Annotated in this window: 19 protein-coding genes; 14 read left to right on the top strand and 5 right to left on the bottom strand. The window is 62.6% G+C overall.

Translation table 11 applies throughout. From position 1 onward, the window contains the following. Positions 1–36 precede the first annotated feature (36 nt). The 12 genes from BMX59_RS29595 to BMX59_RS29540 all read left to right on the top strand — a co-directional run bounded on the left by BMX59_RS29595 (position 37) and on the right by BMX59_RS29540 (position 15,159). Positions 37–1,998: a methyl-accepting chemotaxis protein gene (locus tag BMX59_RS29595; protein ID WP_093128478.1), complete on the top strand. Its 1,962-nt coding sequence runs from the start codon at positions 37–39 to the stop codon at positions 1,996–1,998. 296 nt (positions 1,999–2,294) lie between these two features. Then, the gene (aroQ, locus tag BMX59_RS29590) at positions 2,295–2,750 is read left to right on the top strand and encodes a type II 3-dehydroquinate dehydratase (protein ID WP_010213488.1); all 456 of its coding nucleotides are present in this window, start codon (positions 2,295–2,297) and stop codon (positions 2,748–2,750) included. A gap of 24 nt (positions 2,751–2,774) precedes the next feature. Next, a complete protein-coding gene (gene accB, locus BMX59_RS29585) occupies positions 2,775–3,239 on the top strand; it encodes an acetyl-CoA carboxylase biotin carboxyl carrier protein (RefSeq protein WP_010213489.1) in 465 nt (154 codons plus the stop codon). A gap of 17 nt (positions 3,240–3,256) precedes the next feature. Beyond that, a complete protein-coding gene (gene accC / locus BMX59_RS29580; protein ID WP_010213490.1) occupies positions 3,257–4,618 on the top strand; it encodes an acetyl-CoA carboxylase biotin carboxylase subunit in 1,362 nt (453 codons plus the stop codon). A 234-nt stretch (positions 4,619–4,852) separates the two neighbouring features. Next, on the top strand, positions 4,853–5,731 hold the full coding sequence (prmA, locus tag BMX59_RS29575; protein WP_071491599.1) for a 50S ribosomal protein L11 methyltransferase: 879 nt from the start codon (positions 4,853–4,855) through the stop codon (positions 5,729–5,731). Between the two features lie 30 nt (positions 5,732–5,761). Beyond that, entirely contained in the window at positions 5,762–6,964 is a 1,203-nt protein-coding gene (locus tag BMX59_RS29570) for a DUF3426 domain-containing protein (RefSeq protein ID WP_093128475.1), read from the top strand. A 185-nt stretch (positions 6,965–7,149) separates the two neighbouring features. Then, positions 7,150–8,163, top strand: a complete 1,014-nt coding sequence (gene dusB / locus BMX59_RS29565; RefSeq protein ID WP_092249945.1) for a tRNA dihydrouridine synthase DusB — start codon at positions 7,150–7,152, stop codon at positions 8,161–8,163. Next, the gene (gene fis / locus BMX59_RS29560) at positions 8,160–8,480 is read left to right on the top strand and encodes a DNA-binding transcriptional regulator Fis (RefSeq protein ID WP_002555375.1); all 321 of its coding nucleotides are present in this window, start codon (positions 8,160–8,162) and stop codon (positions 8,478–8,480) included. Before dusB ends, fis begins: the two co-directional genes overlap by 4 nt. Before the next feature lie 81 nt (positions 8,481–8,561). Next, on the top strand, positions 8,562–10,169 hold the full coding sequence (gene purH / locus BMX59_RS29555; protein ID WP_092249942.1) for a bifunctional phosphoribosylaminoimidazolecarboxamide formyltransferase/IMP cyclohydrolase: 1,608 nt from the start codon (positions 8,562–8,564) through the stop codon (positions 10,167–10,169). Between the two features lie 113 nt (positions 10,170–10,282). After that, positions 10,283–11,575, top strand: coding sequence for a phosphoribosylamine--glycine ligase (purD, locus tag BMX59_RS29550; protein WP_071493000.1), 1,293 nt, complete (start codon positions 10,283–10,285; stop codon positions 11,573–11,575). 100 nt (positions 11,576–11,675) lie between these two features. Then, positions 11,676–14,447 carry a hybrid sensor histidine kinase/response regulator gene (locus BMX59_RS29545; RefSeq protein WP_093128470.1) on the top strand — a complete coding sequence of 924 codons (2,772 nt, stop codon included), beginning with the start codon at positions 11,676–11,678 and terminating at the stop codon, positions 14,445–14,447. A gap of 115 nt (positions 14,448–14,562) precedes the next feature. After that, positions 14,563–15,159, top strand: coding sequence for a MarC family protein (locus BMX59_RS29540; protein WP_003171467.1), 597 nt, complete (start codon positions 14,563–14,565; stop codon positions 15,157–15,159). Here BMX59_RS29540 and BMX59_RS29535 read toward each other — a convergent pair. The 5 genes from BMX59_RS29535 to cobG all read right to left on the bottom strand — a co-directional run bounded on the left by BMX59_RS29535 (position 15,156) and on the right by cobG (position 20,505). Next, the gene (locus BMX59_RS29535; protein WP_092249936.1) at positions 15,156–15,935 is read right to left on the bottom strand and encodes a hypothetical protein; all 780 of its coding nucleotides are present in this window, start codon (positions 15,933–15,935) and stop codon (positions 15,156–15,158) included. The two genes, BMX59_RS29540 and BMX59_RS29535, sit on opposite strands and share 4 nt — an antisense overlap. 236 nt (positions 15,936–16,171) lie before the next feature. Further along, entirely contained in the window at positions 16,172–17,809 is a 1,638-nt protein-coding gene (gene cobJ / locus BMX59_RS29530; RefSeq protein ID WP_092249933.1) for a precorrin-3B C(17)-methyltransferase, read from the bottom strand. Further along, entirely contained in the window at positions 17,809–18,540 is a 732-nt protein-coding gene (locus tag BMX59_RS29525) for a precorrin-2 C(20)-methyltransferase (RefSeq protein ID WP_071491607.1), read from the bottom strand. Before BMX59_RS29525 ends, cobJ begins: the two co-directional genes overlap by 1 nt. After that, a complete protein-coding gene (locus BMX59_RS29520) occupies positions 18,540–19,166 on the bottom strand; it encodes a precorrin-8X methylmutase (protein WP_093128465.1) in 627 nt (208 codons plus the stop codon). Before BMX59_RS29520 ends, BMX59_RS29525 begins: the two co-directional genes overlap by 1 nt. Further along, positions 19,159–20,505, bottom strand: a complete 1,347-nt coding sequence (gene cobG, locus BMX59_RS29515; protein ID WP_093128462.1) for a precorrin-3B synthase — start codon at positions 20,503–20,505, stop codon at positions 19,159–19,161. Before cobG ends, BMX59_RS29520 begins: the two co-directional genes overlap by 8 nt. Positions 20,506–20,543: 38 nt before the next feature. On the opposite strand from cobG, the gene cbiE reads away from it, so the two are divergent. Both cbiE and BMX59_RS29505 read left to right on the top strand, forming a co-directional pair. Continuing rightward, positions 20,544–21,749, top strand: a complete 1,206-nt coding sequence (gene cbiE / locus BMX59_RS29510) for a precorrin-6y C5,15-methyltransferase (decarboxylating) subunit CbiE (RefSeq protein WP_093128459.1) — start codon at positions 20,544–20,546, stop codon at positions 21,747–21,749. Continuing rightward, positions 21,746–22,465, top strand: coding sequence for a cobalt-precorrin-6A reductase (locus BMX59_RS29505; RefSeq protein ID WP_093128456.1), 720 nt, complete (start codon positions 21,746–21,748; stop codon positions 22,463–22,465). Before cbiE ends, BMX59_RS29505 begins: the two co-directional genes overlap by 4 nt. Positions 22,466–22,489 lie beyond the last annotated feature (24 nt).

Genomic DNA, 22,489 nt, shown 5'->3' with positions numbered 1-22,489 from the left:
CAGGCACTTATCTTTTGCTGTCGGTTGAAACCCCGCATGCGCCTGAAGCTGCTGACCAATCTCAATACCCTTCTTCTGGTGGCCGTGTGCCTGGCGCTGGGGGCGACGTTGTGGTGGTCGCAACGGGCGCTGGAGCGACCCTATTTGCTGATGGAGCGCTACCTGGGCCTGTCGCAGACGTTCCAGAATGAAGCCGCACGCAATATCGACGATTACCTGGCCAGCGGCGACGCCCTGCGCTTGAGCAGCGCGGGCCAGAGCCTGGACAGCCTGTTGCAGCATCTGGACGAGTTGCCTGCGGACCTTGCGCAGAACCTGCGCCCGAGCCTGGTGGACCTGGATGCGTTCAGCAAGACCGAATTGCTGGCGGCCGGTAAGCTGGCAGGCGACCCGCAAGCCTTGCTGCTACAGGCCGAACGTGAATTGGGCGCGAACCTGGAACAACTGAGCCAGTACGCCATCGGCGTGAACTCTCCCGAAGCCGCGCGCTATCTGCCGCCGTTGCTGGCCGCCTCCCAGCACCTGGGCAAGTTATCCCTGGCCCGCGACAAACTGGTGAGCAGCGGGCGTGCGGAACTGGCCGACGATGTGGAACGCGAAGTCGGCGCTATCCGCAGCCAGGCCGACCTGTTGGAGCAACTGCCGTTGCTCGGCGTCAAGGCCAGCGCCGAATCCAGCGCCGATGACTTTTCCGCGCTGATGGGGCTGCAGAACAGCGAAAAAACCGAAGCCCAGGACACCGGCGTCGACCTCAAGCGTGAACTCAATAGCCTGCTGACCCGCTACCCCGCCGAACTCAAGCGCACCCGCGACCAGATCCAGCAACGCACCGAACTGGCCGCCAAGACCCACCAGAAAATCAACTCCGTTCAGCAAGCCATCGCCGCACTGGAACCGGTGGTGCGCGCGCAACATGGCCAAATCCAGGGTGAAGTGCGCCTGATGCAAGGGCTGATGATTGGCCTGATCCTGTTGATCGCGCTGCTGATCGACACCTTGCAACGCAAGCTGGCGCGGGTGCTGACCAATCTGGCGCCGGCCCTGTCGACTTGGGCCGAGGGTGACTTCAGCCAGCCGATTGCCCTGGGCAAGACCAATCGCGAACTGCACGATATCGAAGCGTCTCTGAACCGCCTGCGCACCTACCTGGTGGACTTGGTCGGCACCATTCGCGGCAACGCCGAGGAAGTTGCCAGCAGCAGCCGTACCCTCGCCGAACTGAGCAGCGGCCTGCACGACGGCGCCGAACGCCAGGCCGGGGATACTGCGCAAATCCGAGATTCATTGGGTGAACTGGAGGCGACGATCCAGCAAGTCGCCGGTGATGCCAGCCAGGCTGCCGGCGCCAGTCGCAGTGCCGGCCAGGCCGTGGAACAAGGCCAGCGCGTGATCGGCCTGAGCCTCACCGGGCTGCGTGCCCTGGTGGGCGAAGTGCAGCAAAACGCGCAGATGATCGAAAAACTGGCTGAGGAATCCGCCACCATCGGCGGCGTGCTCACGGTGATCCGCTCGATTGCCGACCAGACCAACCTGCTGGCCCTCAACGCTGCCATCGAGGCCGCCCGTGCCGGTGAAGCCGGACGCGGTTTTGCCGTGGTGGCCGACGAGGTGCGCTCGCTGGCCCAACGCACCGCTGGCGCCACCGCAGAAATCCAGACCTTGATCGCCGGGCTGCAGAGCGCCGCCCACCAATCGGTGCAAGGCATGCGGGCCCAGGTCGAACACGCCGAAGCCACCGCCCAGCAAGCCCAGGCGGCGGACGGTGCGCTGGATGAGATTGTCGAGGCGATCCAGACCATTTCCGACACCGCCGTGCGCATTGCCGATGTGACCGCGCAGCAGAGTGGTGCCGTCAGCGAGATTCGCGACAACAGTGAGCGGATTCATCAGTTGGGTGAGGACAACTTGCTGCGAATCGGCCAGGGCCGCAGCCAGGGTGAGCACTTGCTGGTGCTAGGTGGGCAGCTCAACACTGCCGTTCAAGCCTTCCGCGTCTGACACGATCTTCAACCTTATAGAGATCAAATGTGAGAGGGGGCTTGCCCCCGATTGCAGTGTGTCAGCCTCAGTGTCTGTAACTGACCCAGCGCTATCGGGGGCAGGCCCCCTCCCACATTTGACCTTCATGGCATTCAGGAGCGTATTACCCATGACCGGATCACCGGCCACAGTCACAAATTTCGCGCTATCCTCGCTAATCGTGCCGCCTACTGCATAGAACTGGACAGTCACAAAGGCTTTGCGGCATAGTCGCCGGGTTCTGCCGTACCCTCATCAATAACAAGGAACAGCCGATGGCGACCTTACTGGTTCTTCACGGACCCAACCTGAACCTGCTCGGCACCCGTGAACCGGGCGTCTACGGGGCAGTCACCCTGGACCAGATCAACCTTGATCTCGAACGCAGGGCGCGTGAAGCCGGCCACCATCTGCTCTACCTGCAAAGCAATGCCGAGTACGAATTGATTGATCGCATCCATGCCGCGCGCGGCGAAGGCGTGGATTTTATCCTGATCAATCCCGCCGCTTTTACGCATACAAGTGTTGCATTACGTGACGCGCTGCTGGCGGTGAGCATCCCATTCATCGAAGTGCATTTGTCGAACGTGCACAAACGCGAAGCTTTCCGCCATCACTCCTACTTCTCCGATGTAGCGGTAGGTGTGATCTGCGGCCTTGGCGCCAGCGGTTACCGACTGGCCCTGGAGGCCGCCCTGGAACAACTTGAACAACCGGCCAAGCGCCCCTGACCGACCCTTGGGAGTTGATGATTCATGGATATCCGTAAAGTTAAGAAACTGATCGAACTGCTGGAAGAATCCGGTATCGACGAGCTGGAAATCAAGGAAGGCGAAGAGTCCGTACGGATCAGCCGCCACAGCAAGACCCCGGCCCAGCAGTTCTATGCACCACAGATGCAAGCGCCGGCTCCGGCCGCTGCTGCTCCGGCCGCCGCGCCTGCTGCCGCCGCTGCACCTGCCGCCCCAGCCGCTCCGGCGCTGAACGGCTTCGTGGTCAAGTCGCCAATGGTCGGTACGTTCTACCGCACCCCGGCACCGACTTCGCCAGCCTTCGTTGAAGTCGGCGCTACCGTGAAAGTGGGCGACACCATCTGCATCGTTGAAGCGATGAAGATGATGAACCACATCACCGCTGAAAAAGCCGGCGTCATCGAATCCATCCTGGTAGAAAACGGTCAGCCGGTTGAGTACGACCAGCCGCTGTTCACCATCGTTTGAACCGCGGAGCGCCTTCGATGTTGAAACCTGCGAAGAAACTGCAAAAAGTCCTGATCGCCAACCGCGGCGAGATCGCGCTGCGTATCCTGCGCGCCTGTAAGGAAGAGGGCATCAAGACCGTCGCTGTTTACTCGACGGCCGATACCGAATTGATGCACGTGAAACTGGCGGACGAAAGCATCTGCATCGGCCCGCCACTGGCCACGAACTCGTACTTGAAAGTCTCGAACATCATCGCGGCCGCGGAAGTGACCGGCGCTGATGGCATCCACCCTGGCTACGGCTTCCTCGCGGAAAACGCCGATTTCGCCGAACAGGTGGAAAAGTCCGGGTTTGCCTTCATCGGCCCGAAAGCCGAAACCATTCGCCTGATGGGTGACAAGGTGTCGGCCAAGGACGCCATGATCGCGGCCGGCGTGCCAACCGTTCCAGGCTCCGACGGCCCGCTGCCGGAAGACGAGGAAACCGCGCTGCGCATTGGTCGCGAAGTCGGCTACCCGGTGATCATCAAGGCCGCCGGTGGCGGTGGTGGTCGCGGCATGCGCGTGGTGCATAAGGAAGAAGACCTGATCGAAGCTGCCAAGCAGACTCGCTCCGAAGCGGGCGCCTGGTTCGGCAACCCGATGGTCTACCTGGAGAAGTACCTGACCAACCCACGTCACGTGGAAGTGCAAGTATTGTCCGACGGCCAAGGCCACGCCATCCACCTGGGCGACCGCGACTGCTCGCTGCAACGTCGTCACCAGAAGGTCCTGGAAGAAGCGCCAGCACCGGGCCTGGATGAAAAAGCGCGCCAGGAAGTACTGGCTCGTTGCGTCAAGGCGTGCATCGACATCAACTACCGTGGCGCGGGTACTTTCGAGTTCCTGTACGAGAACGGTCGTTTCTACTTCATCGAGATGAACACTCGTGTGCAGGTAGAGCATCCGGTGTCGGAGATGGTCACCGGTATCGACATCGTCAAGGAGATGCTCAGCATCGCCGCCGGCAACCCGCTGTCCTTCACCCAGGACGACGTGAAGATGCACGGCCACTCCCTGGAGTGCCGCATCAACGCCGAAGACCCGAAAACCTTTATCCCAAGCCCTGGCCTGGTCAAGCATTTCCACGCGCCCGGCGGCAACGGCGTACGTGTGGATTCGCACCTGTACAGCGGCTACAAGGTGCCGTCCAACTACGACTCGCTGATCGGCAAGCTGATCACCTGGGGCGCTACCCGCGACGAGGCCATGGCCCGTATGCGCAACGCCCTGGACGAAATCGTGGTCGACGGCATCAAGACCAACATCCCGCTGCATCGGGACCTGGTCCGTGATGAAGGCTTCTGCGAAGGTGGTGTGAACATCCACTACCTGGAACACAAGCTGGCCAACCAGTAAGTGCGCCAAACGACACAGCCGCCTCCGGGCGGCTTTGTTGTTTACGGGCCCCGGATTTCCTGGATGTACAGGGTCCAATGTGGCAAAGAGCTTGCCCCCTCCCACAGTTGTCCTGTGTATATTTTGAATACTGCAAATCGCCAGCACAGTCGTCTTCTGACCGCTGCTCGCGTAAACTTGCGCCCTTTCGCAGCCCCACCCCGCTGCACACTCATTTTTTCAAAGGTGCCCGCCATGCCTTGGCTGCAAGTCCGTCTCGCCATCAGCCCAGAACAAGCCGAAACCTATGAAGACGCTTTCCTCGAAGTAGGCGCTGTCTCCGTAACGTTCATGGACGCCGAAGACCAGCCGATCTTCGAACCCGAACTCAACACCACGCCCCTGTGGTCCCACACCCATTTGCTGGCCCTGTTCGAAGACGGCACCGATGCCGCCAGCGTCCTGGCCCATATGGAGCTGCTCACCGGCGGCCCGCTGCCAGAGCACCACAGCGAAGTCATCGAAGACCAGGACTGGGAACGCAGCTGGATGGACAACTTCCAGCCGATGCGTTTTGGTCAGCGCCTGTGGATTGTACCGAGCTGGCATGCCGCGCCCGAGCCCGACGCCGTCAACCTGCTGCTGGATCCGGGCCTGGCGTTCGGCACCGGCACCCACCCGACCACCGCGCTGTGCCTGGAATGGCTGGACGGCCAGGACCTGACCGACAGCCACGTGCTGGACTTCGGCTGCGGCTCGGGGATCCTGGCGATTGCCGCCCTGTTGCTCGGCGCCAAGGAAGCCGTGGGCACCGACATCGACGTGCAAGCCCTGGAAGCCTCTCGCGATAACGCCGGGCGCAACAACATTCCTGAAGGCAAATTCCCACTCTACCTGCCGGAGCAATTGCCCCAGGTACAGGCCGACGTGCTGGTGGCCAACATCCTCGCCGGCCCGCTGGTGTCGTTGGCGCCGCAGTTGTCGAGCCTGGTCAAGCCGGGCGGCCGCCTGGCGCTGTCGGGCATCCTGGCCGAGCAGGGCGAAGACGTCGCCGCTGCCTACGCCAAGGATTTCGAGCTGGACCCGATCGCCAACCGCGATGGCTGGGTACGCATCAGCGGTCGTCGGCGCTAGAATGAGCGCTTGCCTGAATCGGATGGCCGCATGACCGACAGTTTCGTCACCCAGTGCCCGCATTGCCAATCGCGCTTTCGCGTCAACCACGCTCAATTGAGCGTGGCCCGTGGCGTGGTGCGCTGCGGCTCGTGCCTGCAAGTGTTCAATGCGGCTCGCCAACTGCTGGAGCAACGCGCCCAGGCGCCGACACCGCAGCCCGAGTCGACTCCCGAGGCGCCGCGCGCGATCAGCCAGAAGCAGTGGAGCGCGGAAGAGCTGGACCTGGACAACCTGGACCTGGATGAAGAACTGGCCAAGCTGGAACGCCGCGAGATTCAGCACACGCAGCCTGTTGGCGCAGATCGTCGCCAGCCCGGCACCGACCGCCGCCAAAAGGATGAGTCCTTCAGCGCCAGCCGCGACACGGTCAAGGCCGAAGAAGAAAAATGGGCGGCAAGCCTGTTCAGCGAGCCGCCTGAAGAGCGCCTCCACGTCACCGAAGACCAGCCAGAACCTGCGACCAGGCAGCGCACCGAACCGTCCATGTCGTTCCACACCGACCATCGCGACGATGAGCCCCCCCTGCGTTCAACACCAGACGATGACGACATCGACCCACCGTTTACACCGCTGACCAAAGCGGCCGAACCCGACGATCGCCTGCCCCCCCGCCGCAAGCGCCCACGCGCTGAAACCAGCGCCCATGACGACCTGCTGCAGGACCTGGAAGACGATCCACTGCACCTCTACGCACAAAAACGCCCGACAGGCCTGGGCCGTCGCCTGGTCTGGCTGCTGCTGGTGCTGATCGCCGCCGCCGGCCTCGCAGGCCAATACATCGCCTACCAATTCGACGACCTGGCCCGCCAGGACGCCTATCGCCCGTGGTTCCAGCAACTGTGCCCCACCCTGGGTTGCACCGTGCCATCGCGGGTCGATATTGCCCATATCAAGAGCAGTAACCTGGTAGTGCGCAGCCACCCGGATTTCGCCGGGGCGCTGGTGGTGGACGCGATCATCTACAACCGCGCCACCTTCTCCCAGCCCTTCCCGCTGCTGGAGCTGCGTTTTGCCGACCTGAACGGCAACCTGATTGCCAGCCGTCGCTTCAAACCCGCCGAATACCTCAGCGGTGAGCTGGCCGGCGTTAGCGAAATGCCATCGCAAACCCCGATCCATATCTCCCTGGATATCCTCGATCCGGGCAACAAAGCCGTGAATTACAGCCTGAGCTTCCACTCGCCCGAGTGAATCGGTTCACGCGTTGAGGTTTGACGGCAGGTTATTGACTTTCCCCTGCGCATCCAAACCGCTGGCGATAAAGAAATAACTGTTCAGATTTTATCCAATTCAGCCTTTATCCAGTCATCGAGAGCGGGTATCATGCCAACCCTTTTTCGAACTCTAATGATCCGGCCCCACAACAGGGAAGTCCTATGTCGGCGGTACGCATCGGCCCATACACATTGCAGAACGGCTTGATCCTCGCCCCGATGGCGGGCGTCACCGACCAGCCCTTTCGTCAGCTGTGCAAGCGTTTGGGCGCGGGTCTAGTAGTCTCGGAAATGGTCACCAGCGACATGAGCTTGTGGAACACCCGCAAATCGCGGATGCGCATGATCCACGAAGGTGATCCCGAGCCCCGCTCGGTACAGATCGCCGGTGGAGATGCACAGATGCTGGCGGATGCGGCCCGTGCCAACGTGGAGTTGGGGGCGCAGATCATCGACATCAACATGGGCTGCCCGGCCAAGAAGGTCTGTAACAAGGCCGCCGGTTCGGCCCTGTTGAAAGATGAGCAGTTGGTGGCCGAGATCCTGCAGGCCGTTGTCGCCGCAGTGGATGTGCCGGTTACCCTGAAGATCCGTACCGGTTGGGACCGGGACAACAAGAACGGCCTGACAGTGGCGAAGATCGCTGAACAGGCAGGCATTACAGCGCTGGCGGTGCATGGCCGTACCCGCGCCGACCTTTACACCGGTGAAGCCGAGTACGACACCATTGCTGCGATCAAGCAGGCGGTATCGATGCCGGTATTCGCCAATGGCGACATCGACTCCGCCGAGAAGGCAAGGCGCGTGCTGCATGCCACCGGTGCCGATGGCTTGTTGATTGGCCGGGCCGCCCAGGGGCGTCCGTGGATTTTTCGTGAGATCGATCATTTTCTGCGTACCGGCGAAGTGTTGCCGGCACCGGGGCTGATCGAGGTGGAACGTATTCTGCTAGAGCATCTGGCCGCCCTGCACGCCTTCTATGGGGACGTGATGGGAGTACGCATTGCTCGCAAGCATGTCGGCTGGTATCTCGCAACCCTGCCGGGCGCCAGGGAGTTTCGCGCCCACTTCAATCGTTTGGATGATACGCAAGCACAGGTCGCCACCGTTCGAGAGTACTTCAGCGAGCGTGAAAAGAGCCTGGGGACAGGGGACGGAGAGGGGGTGGCCGCATGACGATGATGACCGAGACTTTAGTGAGTGGAACAACACCCGTGAGCGACAACGTCAATTTGAAACAGCACCTCAACACGCCGAGCGAAGAAGGCCAGACCCTTCGCGGGAGTGTCGAGAAGGCGCTGCACAATTATTTCGCCCACCTTGAGGGCGCTTCCGTCACGGACGTGTACAACCTGGTGCTCTCCGAAGTCGAGGCGCCCTTGCTCGAAAGCGTGATGAACTACGTCAAGGGCAACCAGACCAAAGCCAGTGAGCTGCTGGGCCTCAACCGTGGCACCTTGCGCAAAAAGCTCAAGCAATACGATTTGCTGTAAGCATTCAATCAAACCAGAAAGGCGCCCGCGTAAAACCGGTCGCCTTTTTTGCTGACTCCTTTGCTTTTGATGGAAATTGAAATGACCGACCAGACTACCCGCCTGCCGATCCGCCGCGCCTTGATCAGTGTCTCCGACAAGACCGGGATCCTCGAATTTGCCCGGGAGCTGGAAGCCCTGGGCGTGGAAATCCTCTCCACGGGCGGGACCTTCAAACTGCTGCGGGACAATGGCGTGGCCGCAGTGGAAGTGGCGGACTACACCGGCTTCGCAGAAATGATGGACGGTCGGGTCAAGACCCTGCACCCGAAAATCCACGGCGGTATCCTCGGCCGTCGTGGCACCGACGACGCGATCATGGCCGAGCACGGCATCAAGCCGATCGACCTGGTGGCCGTCAACCTCTACCCATTCGAAGCCACCATCAACAAGCCAGGCTGCGACCTGCCGACCGCCATCGAAAACATCGATATCGGCGGCCCGACCATGGTGCGTTCGGCGGCCAAGAACCACAAAGACGTGGCCATCGTGGTCAACGCCAGTGATTACGCCAACGTATTGGAAAGCCTGAAAGCCGGTGGCCTGACCTACGCCCAGCGTTTCGACCTAATGCTCAAGGCGTTCGAACACACCGCCGCCTACGACGGCATGATCGCCAACTACATGGGCACCGTGAACCAAGCCGCTGAAACCCTCAGCACCGAAGGCCGCAGCCAGTTCCCGCGCACCTTCAACAGCCAGTTCATCAAGGCCCAGGAAATGCGCTATGGCGAGAACCCGCACCAGAGCGCGGCGTTCTACGTGGAAGCCAAGCCTGCCGAAGTCGGCATCGCCACGGCGACCCAACTGCAAGGCAAGGAGTTGTCCTACAACAACGTGGCCGACACCGACGCCGCGCTGGAATGCGTGAAGAGCTTCGTCAAGCCGGCCTGTGTGATCGTCAAGCACGCCAACCCATGCGGCGTGGCCGTGAGCCCGGATGCTGAAGGCGGTATCCGCCAGGCGTACGAACTGGCCTACGCCACCGATACCGAATCGGCCTTCGGCGGCATCATTGCGTTCAACCGCGAACTGGATGCCGAGACCGCCAAGGCGATCGTCGAGCGTCAGTTCGTTGAAGTGATCATCGCCCCAAGCGTCAGCGAAGAAGCCCGCGCCATCGTTGCAGCCAAAGCCAATGTGCGCCTGCTGGCCTGCGGCGAGTGGTCGGCCGAGCGTGCAGCGGCCTGGGACTACAAGCGCGTCAACGGTGGCTTGCTGGTACAGAGCCGCGACATCGGCATGATCGGCAGCGAAGACCTGAAAGTCGTGACCAAGCGCGCCCCGACCGAGCAGGAGATCAACGACCTGATCTTCGCCTGGAAGGTGGCCAAGTACGTTAAATCCAACGCCATCGTCTACGCCAAGAACCGCCAGACCATCGGGGTCGGCGCCGGCCAGATGAGCCGTGTGAACTCGGCGCGTATCGCCGCGATCAAGGCCGAGCACGCCGGTTTGCAGGTGGTGGGGTCGGTGATGGCTTCCGATGCGTTCTTCCCGTTCCGTGACGGCCTGGACAACGCCGCGAAAGCCGGTGTAACCGCCGTGATCCAACCGGGTGGTTCGATGCGTGATGCCGAAGTGATCGCCGCCGCGGATGAAGCTGGCATCGCCATGGTCTTCACCGGCATGCGTCACTTCCGTCACTGATTCAACTCGATCGAAATGTGGGAGCGGGCTTGTGTGGCGATCGGGCTTGCCACATGAGTTCGGCTCCACATTGAAGCGCACCCTGAGCGCCTACAGAATTTGAGGTTTTTGACATGAATGTTTTGATCATTGGCAGCGGTGGCCGTGAACACGCCCTGGCCTGGAAAGTTGCCCAGGACCCGCGTGTCCAGAAAGTCTTCGTCGCTCCCGGCAACGCTGGCACCGCCATTGAAGCCAAGTGCGAAAACGTTGCCATCGACGTGCTGGCACTTGAGCAACTGGCGGACTTTGCCGAGAAAAATGTGTCCCTGACCATCGTCGGCCCTGAAGTGCCGCTGGTGGCCGGCGTCGTGGACCTGTTCCGCAGCCGTGGCCTGGACTGCTTCGGCCCTACCGCCGGTGCGGCCCAGTTGGAAGGTTCCAAAGCCTTCACCAAGGATTTCCTGGCCCGCCACAAGATCCCGACTGCCGACTACCAGAACTTCACCGAGATCGAGCCGGCCCTGGCTTACCTGCGCGAAAAAGGTGCGCCAATCGTGATCAAGGCCGATGGCCTCGCTGCTGGTAAAGGCGTGATCGTCGCCATGACCCTGCAGGAAGCCGAAGACGCCGTGCGCGATATGCTCGCCGGCAACGCTTTCGGTGACGCAGGTTCCCGCGTGGTCATCGAGGAGTTCCTCGACGGCGAAGAAGCCAGCTTCATCGTGATGGTCGACGGCAAGAACGTCTTGCCGATGGCCACCAGCCAGGACCACAAACGCGTCGGCGACGGCGATACCGGTCCGAACACCGGTGGAATGGGTGCCTACTCCCCTGCCCCGGTGGTCACGGCCGATGTGCACCAGCGCGTCATGGACCTGGTGATCTGGCCGACCGTGCGCGGCATGGCCGACGAAGGCAATGTGTACACCGGTTTCCTGTATGCCGGCCTGATGATCGACAAAGCCGGTAACCCGAAAGTCATCGAGTTCAACTGCCGCTTCGGCGACCCGGAAACCCAACCGGTGATGCTGCGCCTGCAATCGAGCCTGGTGCTGTTGGTCGAGGCGGCATTGGCCCAGGCCCTGGACAAGGTTGAAGCGCAGTGGGATCCACGTCCGAGCGTCGGCATCGTGCTGGCGGCCGGTGGCTACCCTGCCGACTACGCCAAGGGCGATGTGATTGAAGGCCTGGACGCGGCTGCTACGCTGGAAGGCAAGGTGTTCCATGCGGGCACCGCGCTCAAGGATGGCCAGGTCGTGACGGCCGGTGGCCGTGTGCTATGCGCCACCGCCATGGGCGCCAGCGTCGACGCCGCGCAGCAACAGGCGTACAAGCTGGCCGCGAAGATCGACTGGAAAGGCTGCTTCTACCGCAAGGACATCGGCTATCGCGCCATTGCGCGGGAGCGTGGCGAGAACCAGTAAGCAGCTATCCGTTCGGCTAGGCAGGGGCCGCTGGCCCTTGCCGTATGCAGGCCTACCCGCGCATAGTTAACCGTGCATCAACCTACGAAGGGATTTCGCCGTGCGCTGGCTCAGGATCGCCATAGGTTTCACTGTCAGTCTGCTGACACTGCTCTGCTTGTTCCCGGCCCAGGCCGCCGCGCAAGGCAGTGGCTGGGCAGTATTGCTTGATGAACAGGCCGACCTGCAACTGAGCGACATCCGTTCCTCGCGCTACACCAACCAATTCAGCCCCATCGACCTGGACCGCATTACCGCCGCGGAACCGGACGGTGCGTTGTGGGTACGTTTCAAGCTGCAACCCGGCAAGCACGAACAAGTGCTGCGGGTATTCGCCCCGGACCTGTCGCACCTGAGCCTCTACGTGCTGGACGGCGACACCCTGGTGGAACAACAGAGCACCGGCACACGCCAGCCCCAGGCTGAACGGCCGTTGCCCAGCAGTGACTTCATGCTGCCGATGCCCCAGAGCCAGAACCCCCTCGAGGTCTACCTGCGCCTGGTCTCGGAACACGAACTGCGCCCCTACATCACCCTGGAACCGGCCGTGCTCGCCGCCGCCGACCAGACCCAGACGCTGATCTACGGCCTGCTGTTCGGCTGCCTGTTGATGCTGATCCTGCACAACCTCACGCGCTTCGCCTACCACCGCTCGCGCAGCAGCCTGTGGCTGGCGGCCTGCGAAGTGCTGCTGATGCTCAGCCTGGCGCTGCTACTCAACCTGGTGGGCCCATGGCTGCCGAACTGGCATGCGATCCAGACGCCCGGCGCCTACCTGGCGCTATTGCTCACCGCGCCGTGCGGGCTGATGTTTGCCTACCGGTTCTTCATGCCCCTGGGCCCGCACCCGCTGAACAAGCTGTTGATGGCGGACATCCTGTTCATCGTGCTGTGCGGCCTGCTGTTGTTGTTCGTCAACACCCTGCCGCTGAACATCATCACCTACGCCCTGGTGGCCCTGGCCGGCTTGAGCATGTTGTTTGTCTCGGCCTATCACTGGCAGAAAGGCTACCGCCCGGCACGCCTGTTCGTGGTGGCGATGGTGGTGTTCAACATCGGTACGCTGATCATCCTGCCAGCGTTGCTGGGCCTGACGATGGTCTCGCCCCAGGGCCTGATCGTCACGCTGCTGGCGTTTATCTGCCTGAGCGGCCTGCTGATGAGCCTGGCGTTGGGCGAACGCCAGCGTGCGATTGTCGAGGCGCGTTTCAGCCTCAGCCGCGACCTGGCGGCGAGCAATGCCGAAATCGCGGCCAAGGCCGAGTTCCTGGCCAAGATCAGCCACGAAATCCGCACCCCCATGAACGGTGTGCTGGGCATGACCGAACTGCTGTTGGGTACGCCGCTGTCGGTGAAACAGCGCGACTACGTGCAGACCATCCACAGCGCCGGCAACGAACTGCTTACGCTGATCAATGAAATCCTCGATATCTCCAAGCTCGAATCCGGCCAGATCGAACTGGACGATGTGCAATTCGACCTCAATGCGCTGATCGAAGACTGCCTGAGTATCTTCCGCGCCAAGGCCGAGCAGCAGAATGTCGAACTGATCAGCTTTATCCAGCCCCAGGTGCCCCGCGTGATCAGCGGCGACCCGACGCGCCTGCGCCAGGCCATGTTGAGCCTGCTGGAAAACGCCCTGCAAAAGACCGACGAAGGCGAAGTGCTGATCGTGGTGGCACTGGACGACCGCAGCACCAAGCCACGCCTGCGCATTGCCGTGCAGGACAGCGGCCTGCCCATGGAAGCCTCGGAGCGCGACGCCCTGCTGCACAGTGAGCTGCACAGCAAGAATTTCTTCTCGGCCACCCGCCTCAATGGCCACCTGGGCCTGGTCATCGCCCGCCAGTTGATCCTGTTGATGAACGGCGAGTTCGGCATCAAGAGCGGCAGCCACCAGGGCAGCACCCTGTGGCTGACCCTGCCGCTGGACCCGGAGCGCCTGGAACACCCGACCTCCGACCTCGACGGCCCGCTCAAAGGCGCGCGCGTGCTAGTGGTGGACGACAACGACACCTGCCGCAAAGTGCTGGTGCAACAATGTTCCGCCTGGGGCCTCAACGTCAGCGCCGTGCCCTCGGGCAAGGAAGCCCTGGCGTTGCTGCGCACCAAGGCGCACCTGCGCGACTACTTCGACGTGGTGCTGCTGGACCAGAACATGCCCTGCATGACCGGCATGCAACTGGCGGCGAAGATCAAGGAGGACCCGAGCCTGAACCATGACATCCTGCTGATCATGCTTACCGGCATCAGCAATGCGCCGAGCAAGATCATTGCGCGCAATTGCGGGATCAAGCGCATCCTCGCCAAACCGGTGGCCGGCTATACGCTCAAGACCACCCTGGCCGACGAACTGACTCAGCGCAGCAAAGGCAACGTGCCGCCACGTCCGGTCCTCAGCACTCCGGCCGCCATCACCGTGCCGGCGGATTTCCGCATCCTGGTAGCCGAAGACAACAGCATCTCCACCAAGGTGATCCGCGGCATGCTCGGCAAGCTCAACCTCGACCCGGACACCGCCAGCAACGGCGAGGAAGCGCTGGAGGCGATGAAGGCCCAGCGTTATGACCTGGTGTTGATGGACTGTGAAATGCCGATCCTCGATGGTTTCTCGGCGACCCAGCAACTGCGCGCGTGGGAAGTCAGCCACCAGCGCATCCGCACGCCGGTGGTGGCGTTGACGGCGCACATTCTGTCGGAACACAAGGAACGTGCGCGCCAGGCCGGGATGGATGGGCATATGGCCAAGCCGGTGGAGTTGTCGCAGTTGCGCGAGCTGGTGGAATTCTGGGTCGCCCAGCGGCAACAGCGCCCAGAACACGCACCTTCCTGAACTTGAAATGCAGTCAAATGTGGGAGGGGCAAGTCGAATCGTCGCACCGCCCCTCCCGCCTTTGATCTCTTTCGCCTGATAGACTCTCCACACTTTCCTCCTGCGAGCCGCCCCCATGCTCCACGTGTTATTCAGCGTCTACCTGAAAATGCTGGTGCTCTACAGCCCGTTCTTCGTGCTGTCCTGCTTTATCAGCCTGACCCGTGGTTATTCCAGCAAAGAGCGGCGGCGCCTGGCGTGGAAAGTGGCGCTGGCGACCCTGGTCTCGAGCGTGTTGCTCTACCTGTTCGGCCGGGTGATTTTCAGTGTGTTCGGCATCACCGTCGACGCCTTCCGCATCGGCGCCGGCAGTGTGCTGTTCATTTCCGCCCTGGGCATGGCCCAGGGCAAGTCGGCGGTGCAGACCGACAACGTGCAGCAGGACGTGACCATCGTGCCGCTGACCATCCCCCTCACGGTCGGCCCCGGCACCATCGGTGCGCTGCTGGTGATGGGCGTCAGCCAACCGCACTGGGATGACAAGCTCACCGCTATCCTCAGCATCGCCCTGGCCAGCCTCACGGTGGGCGTGGTGCTGTACCTGTCCAACCGTATCGAACGCATCCTCGGTGACCAGGGCTTGCAGATTGTCAGTCGGTTGATGGGATTGTTCGTGTGTGCCCTGGCCGCACAAATCATCTTTACCGGCGTGCGCGGCTACCTGGTGCCCTAGATCCGGTATTTGGCAATTGCCAGTTGTACCTTGTCCCCCGCGCTTTCGCGCATCAGTTGGATCGTCTTTTCATTGATCACCGAGGTATTGAGCACCAGGCACGTCTGCCCGCTGAAGGCCTCGAACGAGGAGCTGTCCCACTCCAGGAAGGGCAGCCCCGTCTGTTTGCTCACGCCGTGAGTGCTGTAGGTCACCAGCACCATCGTCAATTCGCCATCGATTTCGGCACAAGAGGCCAGGCCGAAATCACCGCCCTGGTGCACCGAGCTGTTGCGTTTGAACAATTCAAAAGACGCCGGCGTCTGCTTCAACGCCTCCAATGCATCGGCCGCCAGTTTCGGCAGCATGCCCAGCAGCGGCGCGGACAAGGACGTGGAAGCCAACAGCGTGGCAATAAGATTCAGCGCCGCCAGCTGCACGGTCAGCCCCTTGCCCGAACGTGAGACCCGTTCGAAGCTGCTGCGCACCGGGAGCCACCCCAGGCTGACCATCACCTTGATGAATTCGTCGTACCAGTCCTCGGTACCGCGGTGTATTTTCAATACATCGCTGACGTAACTGCTGGCCAGCAAATAACTCTTACGGACATATTCTCGCTTCAGACCCGACAGGCCTTCGGCAAACGAAATCACGCCGTTGTTGACCACGGCTGCGTTGAAGTCATCTTCGGTGTCCAGCGGTACAGCTGCGTGCTTGCCTGACGCGCCCGGTAATTTGTAGGCGGCAATCAACTTGCGCCTTTTTGTCGTGTTGATCCGTCTGTGATGTCGCTCCATTTTGATTCTCCACAAGCACCCCAAAGTGGGGCTTGTGTCCACCCTAGTTCACCGGCCGATGGGCTTTCCAGGCGATAAACATCCCTTGGCGCAAGGCGTTAAACCGTAACGCCCAGCAATAACGCGGCATGACCGGCGTGCCTCCATATTTCGTTGTAAAAAAAAGAAAAAACGCCGAATAACGCCAGAAAAATCCCTGGGCTATTCGGCGCTTTCAGGCAACCGACAGGCCGTTTTCAGGAAGCGGGTTTTTCACCGTACCATCGTGGTGTGTAGACCCATTCGCCACCATCGGCACGGGGAAATGTGCAGGTAGTGGACGAGCCGATCAACACCATGGTGCGCATGTCCACTTGATCCGGCGTCAGTTGCCCCAGCGTGGTGACACGCAGGGTCTGCCCCGGGCGACCTATATCGCGGCCCAGCACCACCGGCGTTTGCGGCGTGCGATGCAGGGCGACGATTTCCAGGGCGCGCCCCAGTTGCCACGGCCGCGCACGCGAGATCGGGTTGTAGAACGCCAAGGCCAGGTCGGCCTGGGACGCGAGGTCCAGGCGTTTTTCGATGATCGACCAGGGTTTGAGGTTATCCGACAGCGACATCACGCAGAAGTCATGGCCCAGCGGTGCGCCCGCCTGGGCGGCAGTGGCCAGGCTGGCCGAGACCCCGGGCAGGATTTCCAGGTCGACCTGATGCCAGGCCGGATCGCTGGATTCGTGCAGCGCTTCGATCACCGCAGCCGCCATAGCGAATACCCCCGGGTCACCGGAGGACACCACCACCACCGAGCGACCTTGGGCCGCCAGCTCGAAGGCGTGGCGGGCCCGCTGCATTTCTTCGCGGTTATCGGTGCAGTGTTGCACTTGATCATCGCGGAACGGGCCGGCCATGCGCACATAGGTTTCGTAACCCAGCACATCGGTGCAACGCGCCAACTCAGCCTTCACCGCAGGCACCATCAACTCGGCGGCACCGGGGCCAAGGCCGATCACGGCAAGGCGGCCACGAACACGACCAATCTGCGACAACTCCAGCGGCTGTTCAGCCACGCTGACCACGATATCGGCGTCCTGGCAAACGCTGGTAAAACGCAACGGCACACCCAGCGCCAACGCCGCCTCATGCAGCGACGCTTCGGCCATCTGCGTTTCGCTGGCCAGCAGGCACGCCAGGGATTGCACGGCCAGACCCGCTTCATGCAACGCCGTGCGTACACGCTCGGCCAATTGCGCGCCGGGTTTGCAGGTCACACTGACGGTCTTCGGGTAGATCAGCAACTCATTGGCGGTGGGTTGGCGCTCGGCACTGCCGACATGAATCGCCAGGCGCGCTTGTGGGTCCTGCGGCAAGTTGGCTTGGTCCAGCCAAGGCGCTGCGCCTTCGATGCGCACGTTTTCACCGGCCAGCAAGTCGGACACGAAACGCTTGCCCAACTCCAGGTCGGCCAGCTCGTAGCCCTGCGGCGGGTTGAGCAGGCAGGTGCCAAAACGCAGTTCGCCACTGGTGGTGATCGCAGCGGCCACATTCAACGCAGCAGCAATTTCGCGCGCCATGACGTTCACACCGCCAAGGCCCCCCAGCAACGGCACTACGGCGCTGCCGTCTTCAGCCACGGCCAGCACGGCCGGCTCTTCGCCTTTTTCCAGCAGCAGCGGCGCCAGGGTGCGGATCACGATACCGGCCGCGCACAGCGCAATCAGCGGCGTGCCCTGCTGGTACAACTGGCGCAGGGTCGTGCCGAACTCGCTGTAGGCCTGGTCAGCACCTTCAACGCGGCCGGCAAGACCGTGGATCAGCGCCTCGGGATAAACCTGTTGGATCCTGCGCGCGGTGGCCAGGCTGCCCTGGCCCAGAATGACAATCGCCGGGCTCATCAACCTTGCCACCTTTCACCCGGCACGATGATCAGCGAGAAATAGGGCGAAGACGCCGGGTCGACCTGATCCAGCGGCACGATCTTCTGGTTGGCCATCGTGGCGCGCTCCACATAGAGGGCACGCTCGGCCAGGCCGAGTTCTTCGAGCACCAGGCGCACTTTCGGGAAGTTGCGCCCCAGCTTCATGATCACCGCCGCGTCGGCGTCCGCCAGGCGGCGCTTGAGGTCCTCATGGGGCAACACGCCCGAAAGCACCGACAGGCTCTGGTTGCGATACACCAGCGGCGCCCCCAACACCGAGGCGCCGCCGAGCATCGAGCACACGCCGGGGATGACTTGCGCTTCATAGCGTTCGGCAAGTCGGTCATGCAGATACATGTAGGAACCGTAGAAGAACGGGTCACCTTCGCAGATCACCGCCACATCGCGACCGGCATCCAGGTGCGCGGCAACGTCGACACTGGCAGCGTCGTAGAAATCGCTGATCACCTGCTCATAGGACATCGGCGCCGGCAGTACCTCGGTAGTCACCGGGTACACCAGCGGCATCAAGGTCTGTTGCGGCACCAAGTGATCTTCGATGATGCCGAAGGCATTGCCCTTCTTGCCCTTGGCCACGAAGTACGCCACCACTGGCGATTCGCGCAGCAGGCGCAGGGCCTTGAGGGTGATCAGTTCCGGGTCACCGGGGCCTACGCCCAGGCCGATCAAACGTCCGCGTGCCGGCATTATTCGACCTCCGTGGCCAGGGCATTCACCGCAGCGGCGGCCATCGCACTGCCGCCCAGGCGGCCCTGCATGATCACGAACGGCACGCCACGGCTGTCCGCCGCCAGCATCGCCTTGGATTCGGCGGCGCCGACAAACCCGACCGGGAAGCCAAGGATCAAGGCAGGTTTAGGCGCACCGGCATCGAGCATTTCCAGCAGGTAGAACAACGCGGTCGGCGCATTGCCGATCACTACTACGCTGCCTTCCAGATGCGGGCGCCACAGCTCCAGCGCGGCGGCGGAACGGGTGTTGCCCAGTCCACGCGCCAGCTCCGGTACGCTGTCGTCGCGCAGGGTGCAGATCACCGGGTTATTGGCCGGCAGGCGCGCACGGGTCACACCTTCGGAAACCATCCGCGCATCACACAGGATCGGCGCGCCAGCGGCCAACGCATCGCGCCCGGCCTTGCCCGCGCCTTCGGAAAACTGCAGGCCGTCGATGGCCTCGACCATGCCGCACGCATGAATCACCCGCACCGCGAGTTTCTCCAGGTCGGCCGGAATGCGCTCCAACCTGGCTTCCGCGCGAATAATGGCGAAGGAGTTGCGATAGATCTCCTGACCGTCGCGGATGTAATCAATCATCGGTGTTGCTCCGTGGACGAGCGCGCAACAGGGCGCCCGCCGCTTCAATGGAAAGGGTGCGCGCGTGCAGCCGGCCGAAACCGGACTGGGCTGCCTCGCGGAAATAGAGGTCGTAGTGGCCGGGGCTCACCGCCAGCAAGGTGACCGGCGCGACATGCGCGGCGGCACAGGAACGGGGGCAGCCGGACAGGTGCACGTCATGGCCGGGGTTCAGCGCAGCCAGTTGCACGGCGTCAGCCTTGGTGTCGGCCAGGGCCTTGCCGCAACCGCTGGAACCCGTGCAGGCGGTCATGCGCGCCAGGGGTTGGTCGATGGAGCAAAGGAAGCCCAGTTGCGCCAGGCGCTCGGTCACGGCGTGCGGTTTTTCGATGTTGGGCAACAGCACGCCTTGCCAAGGGGTGAAGCGCAAGGTGCCGTCGCCGTACTCACTGGCCAGGTGTGCGGCGCCTTTGAGCATCGTCGCGTCCAGGCGCCCCAAGGGTGCGATGACGGCGACGTAGAACTGATTCCTTTGAACCTGTGGATAAGTGCCGAGGTGCAGCAAAGCCCCGTTGGGCGGGCGTTTGAAGCCTTCAGCCGACAGCAATGGCAGGCGCAGATGCCCCAGCAAGTTATCCACAGCCAGATGCCGCATGCGGGTTTGTTCCGGGCCGGCCAGTTCGAGGAACGCCTCCAGCACGGCCACCACCAGCGCATGACCCTGCTCGAGCGGCACGGCGGCCAGCGGCGCATCCAGCCCCGGGCAACCGGCCAGGCCAAAGGCGAGGAGCGTCTGGCCATTGCGAATAAAGGCCGACAGCCACAGGTCGTGGTGATGTTCGAGCATCGCCAGGGCTTCGCCGCCATCCAGTTGTACGGCGAACTTGGCCGACAGTTCATGGAAACGGGGATGGTTTTGCAGGGTGGCGAGAATCTGCTCAGCCAACGGGCGGGTGTCGAACAGCATCTGCGGGTCGATCCCGGCGCTGGGGCTGAGCATCAGGTTGCGTACATCGTCGCCGGCGGCATTGTCGGGACCCAGGCCTGCGGCCAGTAGCAGGGCGATCAATGCCTGCTCTTGGGCACCGATCCCGCGAATCTGCAGGTTGGCCCGGTTGGTCGCCTCGATCACCCCGCCCGCATGGGCCTGGGCCGCGTCCGCCACGGCATGGGCTTGTGTAGCGCTGATCGAACCACCGGCCAACTTGATCCGGCAAATGCCGCCGTCCAACGCCTGGACAATGCGCAGCAACCCCGGACAAGCCGAGGGGCGCAAGGTATTCACAGCGGGCGTTGGGTTCACGGGGCTACCGGTTGGTGGGTAAAGGCGCGGTATTATGCCTGCTTTGTCCGGCGGCATGAAAAGCCTGCCCGTCGGATGTCGTTCAAGGAATTCATATGTCGCCCTGGCTGACGGTTGTAGGCATCGGAGAAGACGGCTTCAAGGGACTGGGCAGGAACGCCCGGCATGCCCTGTTGCACGCCACGCGGATTATAGGCGGCCAGCGCCAGTTGGACCTGTTGCCGGTGTGTATCCGTGGCGAGCGCCAGGTGTGGCCGAGCCCGTTTTCCCTGGAACCGGTGCTGGCGCGGCGCGGCGAGCCGGTGTGCGTGCTGGCCAGCGGCGATCCGATGTTCTATGGCGTGGGGGCCAGCCTGGCGCGGCAGGTGCCCGCTGAAGAGTTGCTGATTTTACCGGCGCCCTCGTCGGTGTCCCTCGCGGCGGCGCGGTTGGGCTGGCCTTTGCAGGACGTGGTGACGTTGTCCGTGGTGGCCCGACCGTTGGCCGCGATCAATGCGCACCTGGCCAGTGGCGTGCGCTTGTTGGTGCTGAGCAATGACGGTCGCAGTCCTGGCTTGATTGCCTCGTTATTGGCGCAGTCCGGTTTCGGCCAGAGCCGGTTGAGCGTGTTCGAGCACTTGGGCGGCACGGATGAGCGGCGTATCGAAGGTTTGGCGGATGAGTGGCAGCACGCCTGCGTCGCCGATTTGAATCTGCTCGCCATCGACTGCGTCGCTTCTGGGGCAACACCGCGCCTGTCGCGCCTGGCAGGCCTGCCCGACTCAGCCTTCAAGCACGACGGCCAACTGACCAAGCGCGATGTGCGCGCCATGACCCTCGCCCGCCTCGCCCCCATGCCCGGTGAGTTGCTGTGGGACGTGGGCGCGGGCAGCGGTTCCATCGGTATCGAGTGGATGCGTGCGCACCCGAGCTGCCGTGCGTTGGCGATTGAAGCCGATGAAGGCCGCCAAGGCCTGATCGAACACAACCGCGACTCCCTTGGCGTGCCCGGGCTGCAACTGGTTCGCGGCAAGGCGCCCGAGGCGTTGAGCGGCCTGGAAGCCCCGGACGCCATCTTCATCGGCGGCGGCGTCACCCGCGACGGCGTGCTCGATACCTGCTGGCAACACCTGCGCCCCGGTGGTCGGCTGGTGGCCAATGCCGTGACCCTGCAAAGCGAAATGACCCTGATGAACTGGCGTGCCCAGCATGGCGGCGAACTGACGCGCATCCACGTGGCGCAGGCGCAGCCGTTGGGGGAATTCGATACGTGGCGCCAGGCGTTGCCGATTACCTTGCTGGAAGTGGTCAAGCCGCTATGAAACGCATCCTGCTGTTGGGTGGCGTGACTGAAGCGCTGGCCATTGCTCGTACGCTGGGCCCGGAACATATCTACAGCCTGGCCGGGGTTGGACGTGTGCCCACCGACCTGACCTGTCAGGTGCGAGTCGGTGGTTATGGTGGTGCCGAGGGCTTGGCGCGATTTGTTCGGGATGAAGGGATTGGGCTGATTGTCGACGCGACCCATCCATATGCCGCGCAGATCAGCCGCAATGCCGCCGAAGCTGCGCGCGCGTGCGGCGTGCCTTGCTGGGCATTGCGCCGACCGGCGTGGCAGCCGCAGATGGGGGATGACTGGCGTGAGGTGAGTGATTGGGCTTCGTTGATTGAAGCGTTGAAGCCCTTCAAACGCCCGCTGTTCACCTTGGGCCGCGAGCCGTTGCAGCATCTGGATGAAATCCCGCCGGAGCAGTTCTGGACGCTGCGCGCACTGGATGTGTATCCGGGGAATGCGCGGTGTGAAGTGATTGGCGCGCGCGGGCCGTTTTTGATTGCGGATGAGCGTGCGTTGTTCGAGCGGCGCGGCATTGATGTGCTGATCAGCAAGAACAGCGGGAGCACGGCAACGGAGCCGAAGTTGGAGGTGGCACGGGAGCGCGGGGTGCCGGTGTTGGTGTTGAAGCGGCCGATGTTGGCGATGGTAGATCGAGAATTCACTACTGTGCCTGCGGTACTACAGGCAATCGCCACTCTCTAAACACCATCGATTCAGTGTGGGAGG

This window comes from Pseudomonas sp. NFR09 (assembly GCF_900111535.1).
Classification (GTDB): domain Bacteria; phylum Pseudomonadota; class Gammaproteobacteria; order Pseudomonadales; family Pseudomonadaceae; genus Aquipseudomonas; species Aquipseudomonas extremorientalis.
Note: the sequence above shows the minus strand (reverse complement) of the source record. Positions and strands in the feature narration are given on the sequence as shown.

What these genes read in the sequence shown, in the direction of transcription:
- accC (WP_010213490.1), top strand. Translation starts at nt 3,257, where the DNA reads ATGTTGAAACCTGCGAAGAAACTGCAAAAAGTCCTGATCGCCAACCGC.
- accB (WP_010213489.1), top strand. Translation starts at nt 2,775, where the DNA reads ATGGATATCCGTAAAGTTAAGAAACTGATCGAACTGCTGGAAGAATCC.
- BMX59_RS29520 (WP_093128465.1), bottom strand. Translation starts at nt 19,166, where the DNA reads ATGATTGATTACATCCGCGACGGTCAGGAGATCTATCGCAACTCCTTC.
- BMX59_RS29540 (WP_003171467.1), top strand. Translation starts at nt 14,563, where the DNA reads ATGCTCCACGTGTTATTCAGCGTCTACCTGAAAATGCTGGTGCTCTAC.
- BMX59_RS29525 (WP_071491607.1), bottom strand. Translation starts at nt 18,540, where the DNA reads ATGCCGGCACGCGGACGTTTGATCGGCCTGGGCGTAGGCCCCGGTGAC.
- purH (WP_092249942.1), top strand. Translation starts at nt 8,562, where the DNA reads ATGACCGACCAGACTACCCGCCTGCCGATCCGCCGCGCCTTGATCAGT.
- cobJ (WP_092249933.1), bottom strand. Translation starts at nt 17,809, where the DNA reads ATGAGCCCGGCGATTGTCATTCTGGGCCAGGGCAGCCTGGCCACCGCG.
- dusB (WP_092249945.1), top strand. Translation starts at nt 7,150, where the DNA reads ATGTCGGCGGTACGCATCGGCCCATACACATTGCAGAACGGCTTGATC.
- prmA (WP_071491599.1), top strand. Translation starts at nt 4,853, where the DNA reads ATGCCTTGGCTGCAAGTCCGTCTCGCCATCAGCCCAGAACAAGCCGAA.
- aroQ (WP_010213488.1), top strand. Translation starts at nt 2,295, where the DNA reads ATGGCGACCTTACTGGTTCTTCACGGACCCAACCTGAACCTGCTCGGC.
- cobG (WP_093128462.1), bottom strand. Translation starts at nt 20,505, where the DNA reads ATGCCGCCGGACAAAGCAGGCATAATACCGCGCCTTTACCCACCAACC.
- purD (WP_071493000.1), top strand. Translation starts at nt 10,283, where the DNA reads ATGAATGTTTTGATCATTGGCAGCGGTGGCCGTGAACACGCCCTGGCC.
- BMX59_RS29535 (WP_092249936.1), bottom strand. Translation starts at nt 15,935, where the DNA reads ATGGAGCGACATCACAGACGGATCAACACGACAAAAAGGCGCAAGTTG.
- BMX59_RS29505 (WP_093128456.1), top strand. Translation starts at nt 21,746, where the DNA reads ATGAAACGCATCCTGCTGTTGGGTGGCGTGACTGAAGCGCTGGCCATT.
- fis (WP_002555375.1), top strand. Translation starts at nt 8,160, where the DNA reads ATGACGATGATGACCGAGACTTTAGTGAGTGGAACAACACCCGTGAGC.
- BMX59_RS29595 (WP_093128478.1), top strand. Translation starts at nt 37, where the DNA reads ATGCGCCTGAAGCTGCTGACCAATCTCAATACCCTTCTTCTGGTGGCC.
- BMX59_RS29570 (WP_093128475.1), top strand. Translation starts at nt 5,762, where the DNA reads ATGACCGACAGTTTCGTCACCCAGTGCCCGCATTGCCAATCGCGCTTT.
- cbiE (WP_093128459.1), top strand. Translation starts at nt 20,544, where the DNA reads ATGTCGCCCTGGCTGACGGTTGTAGGCATCGGAGAAGACGGCTTCAAG.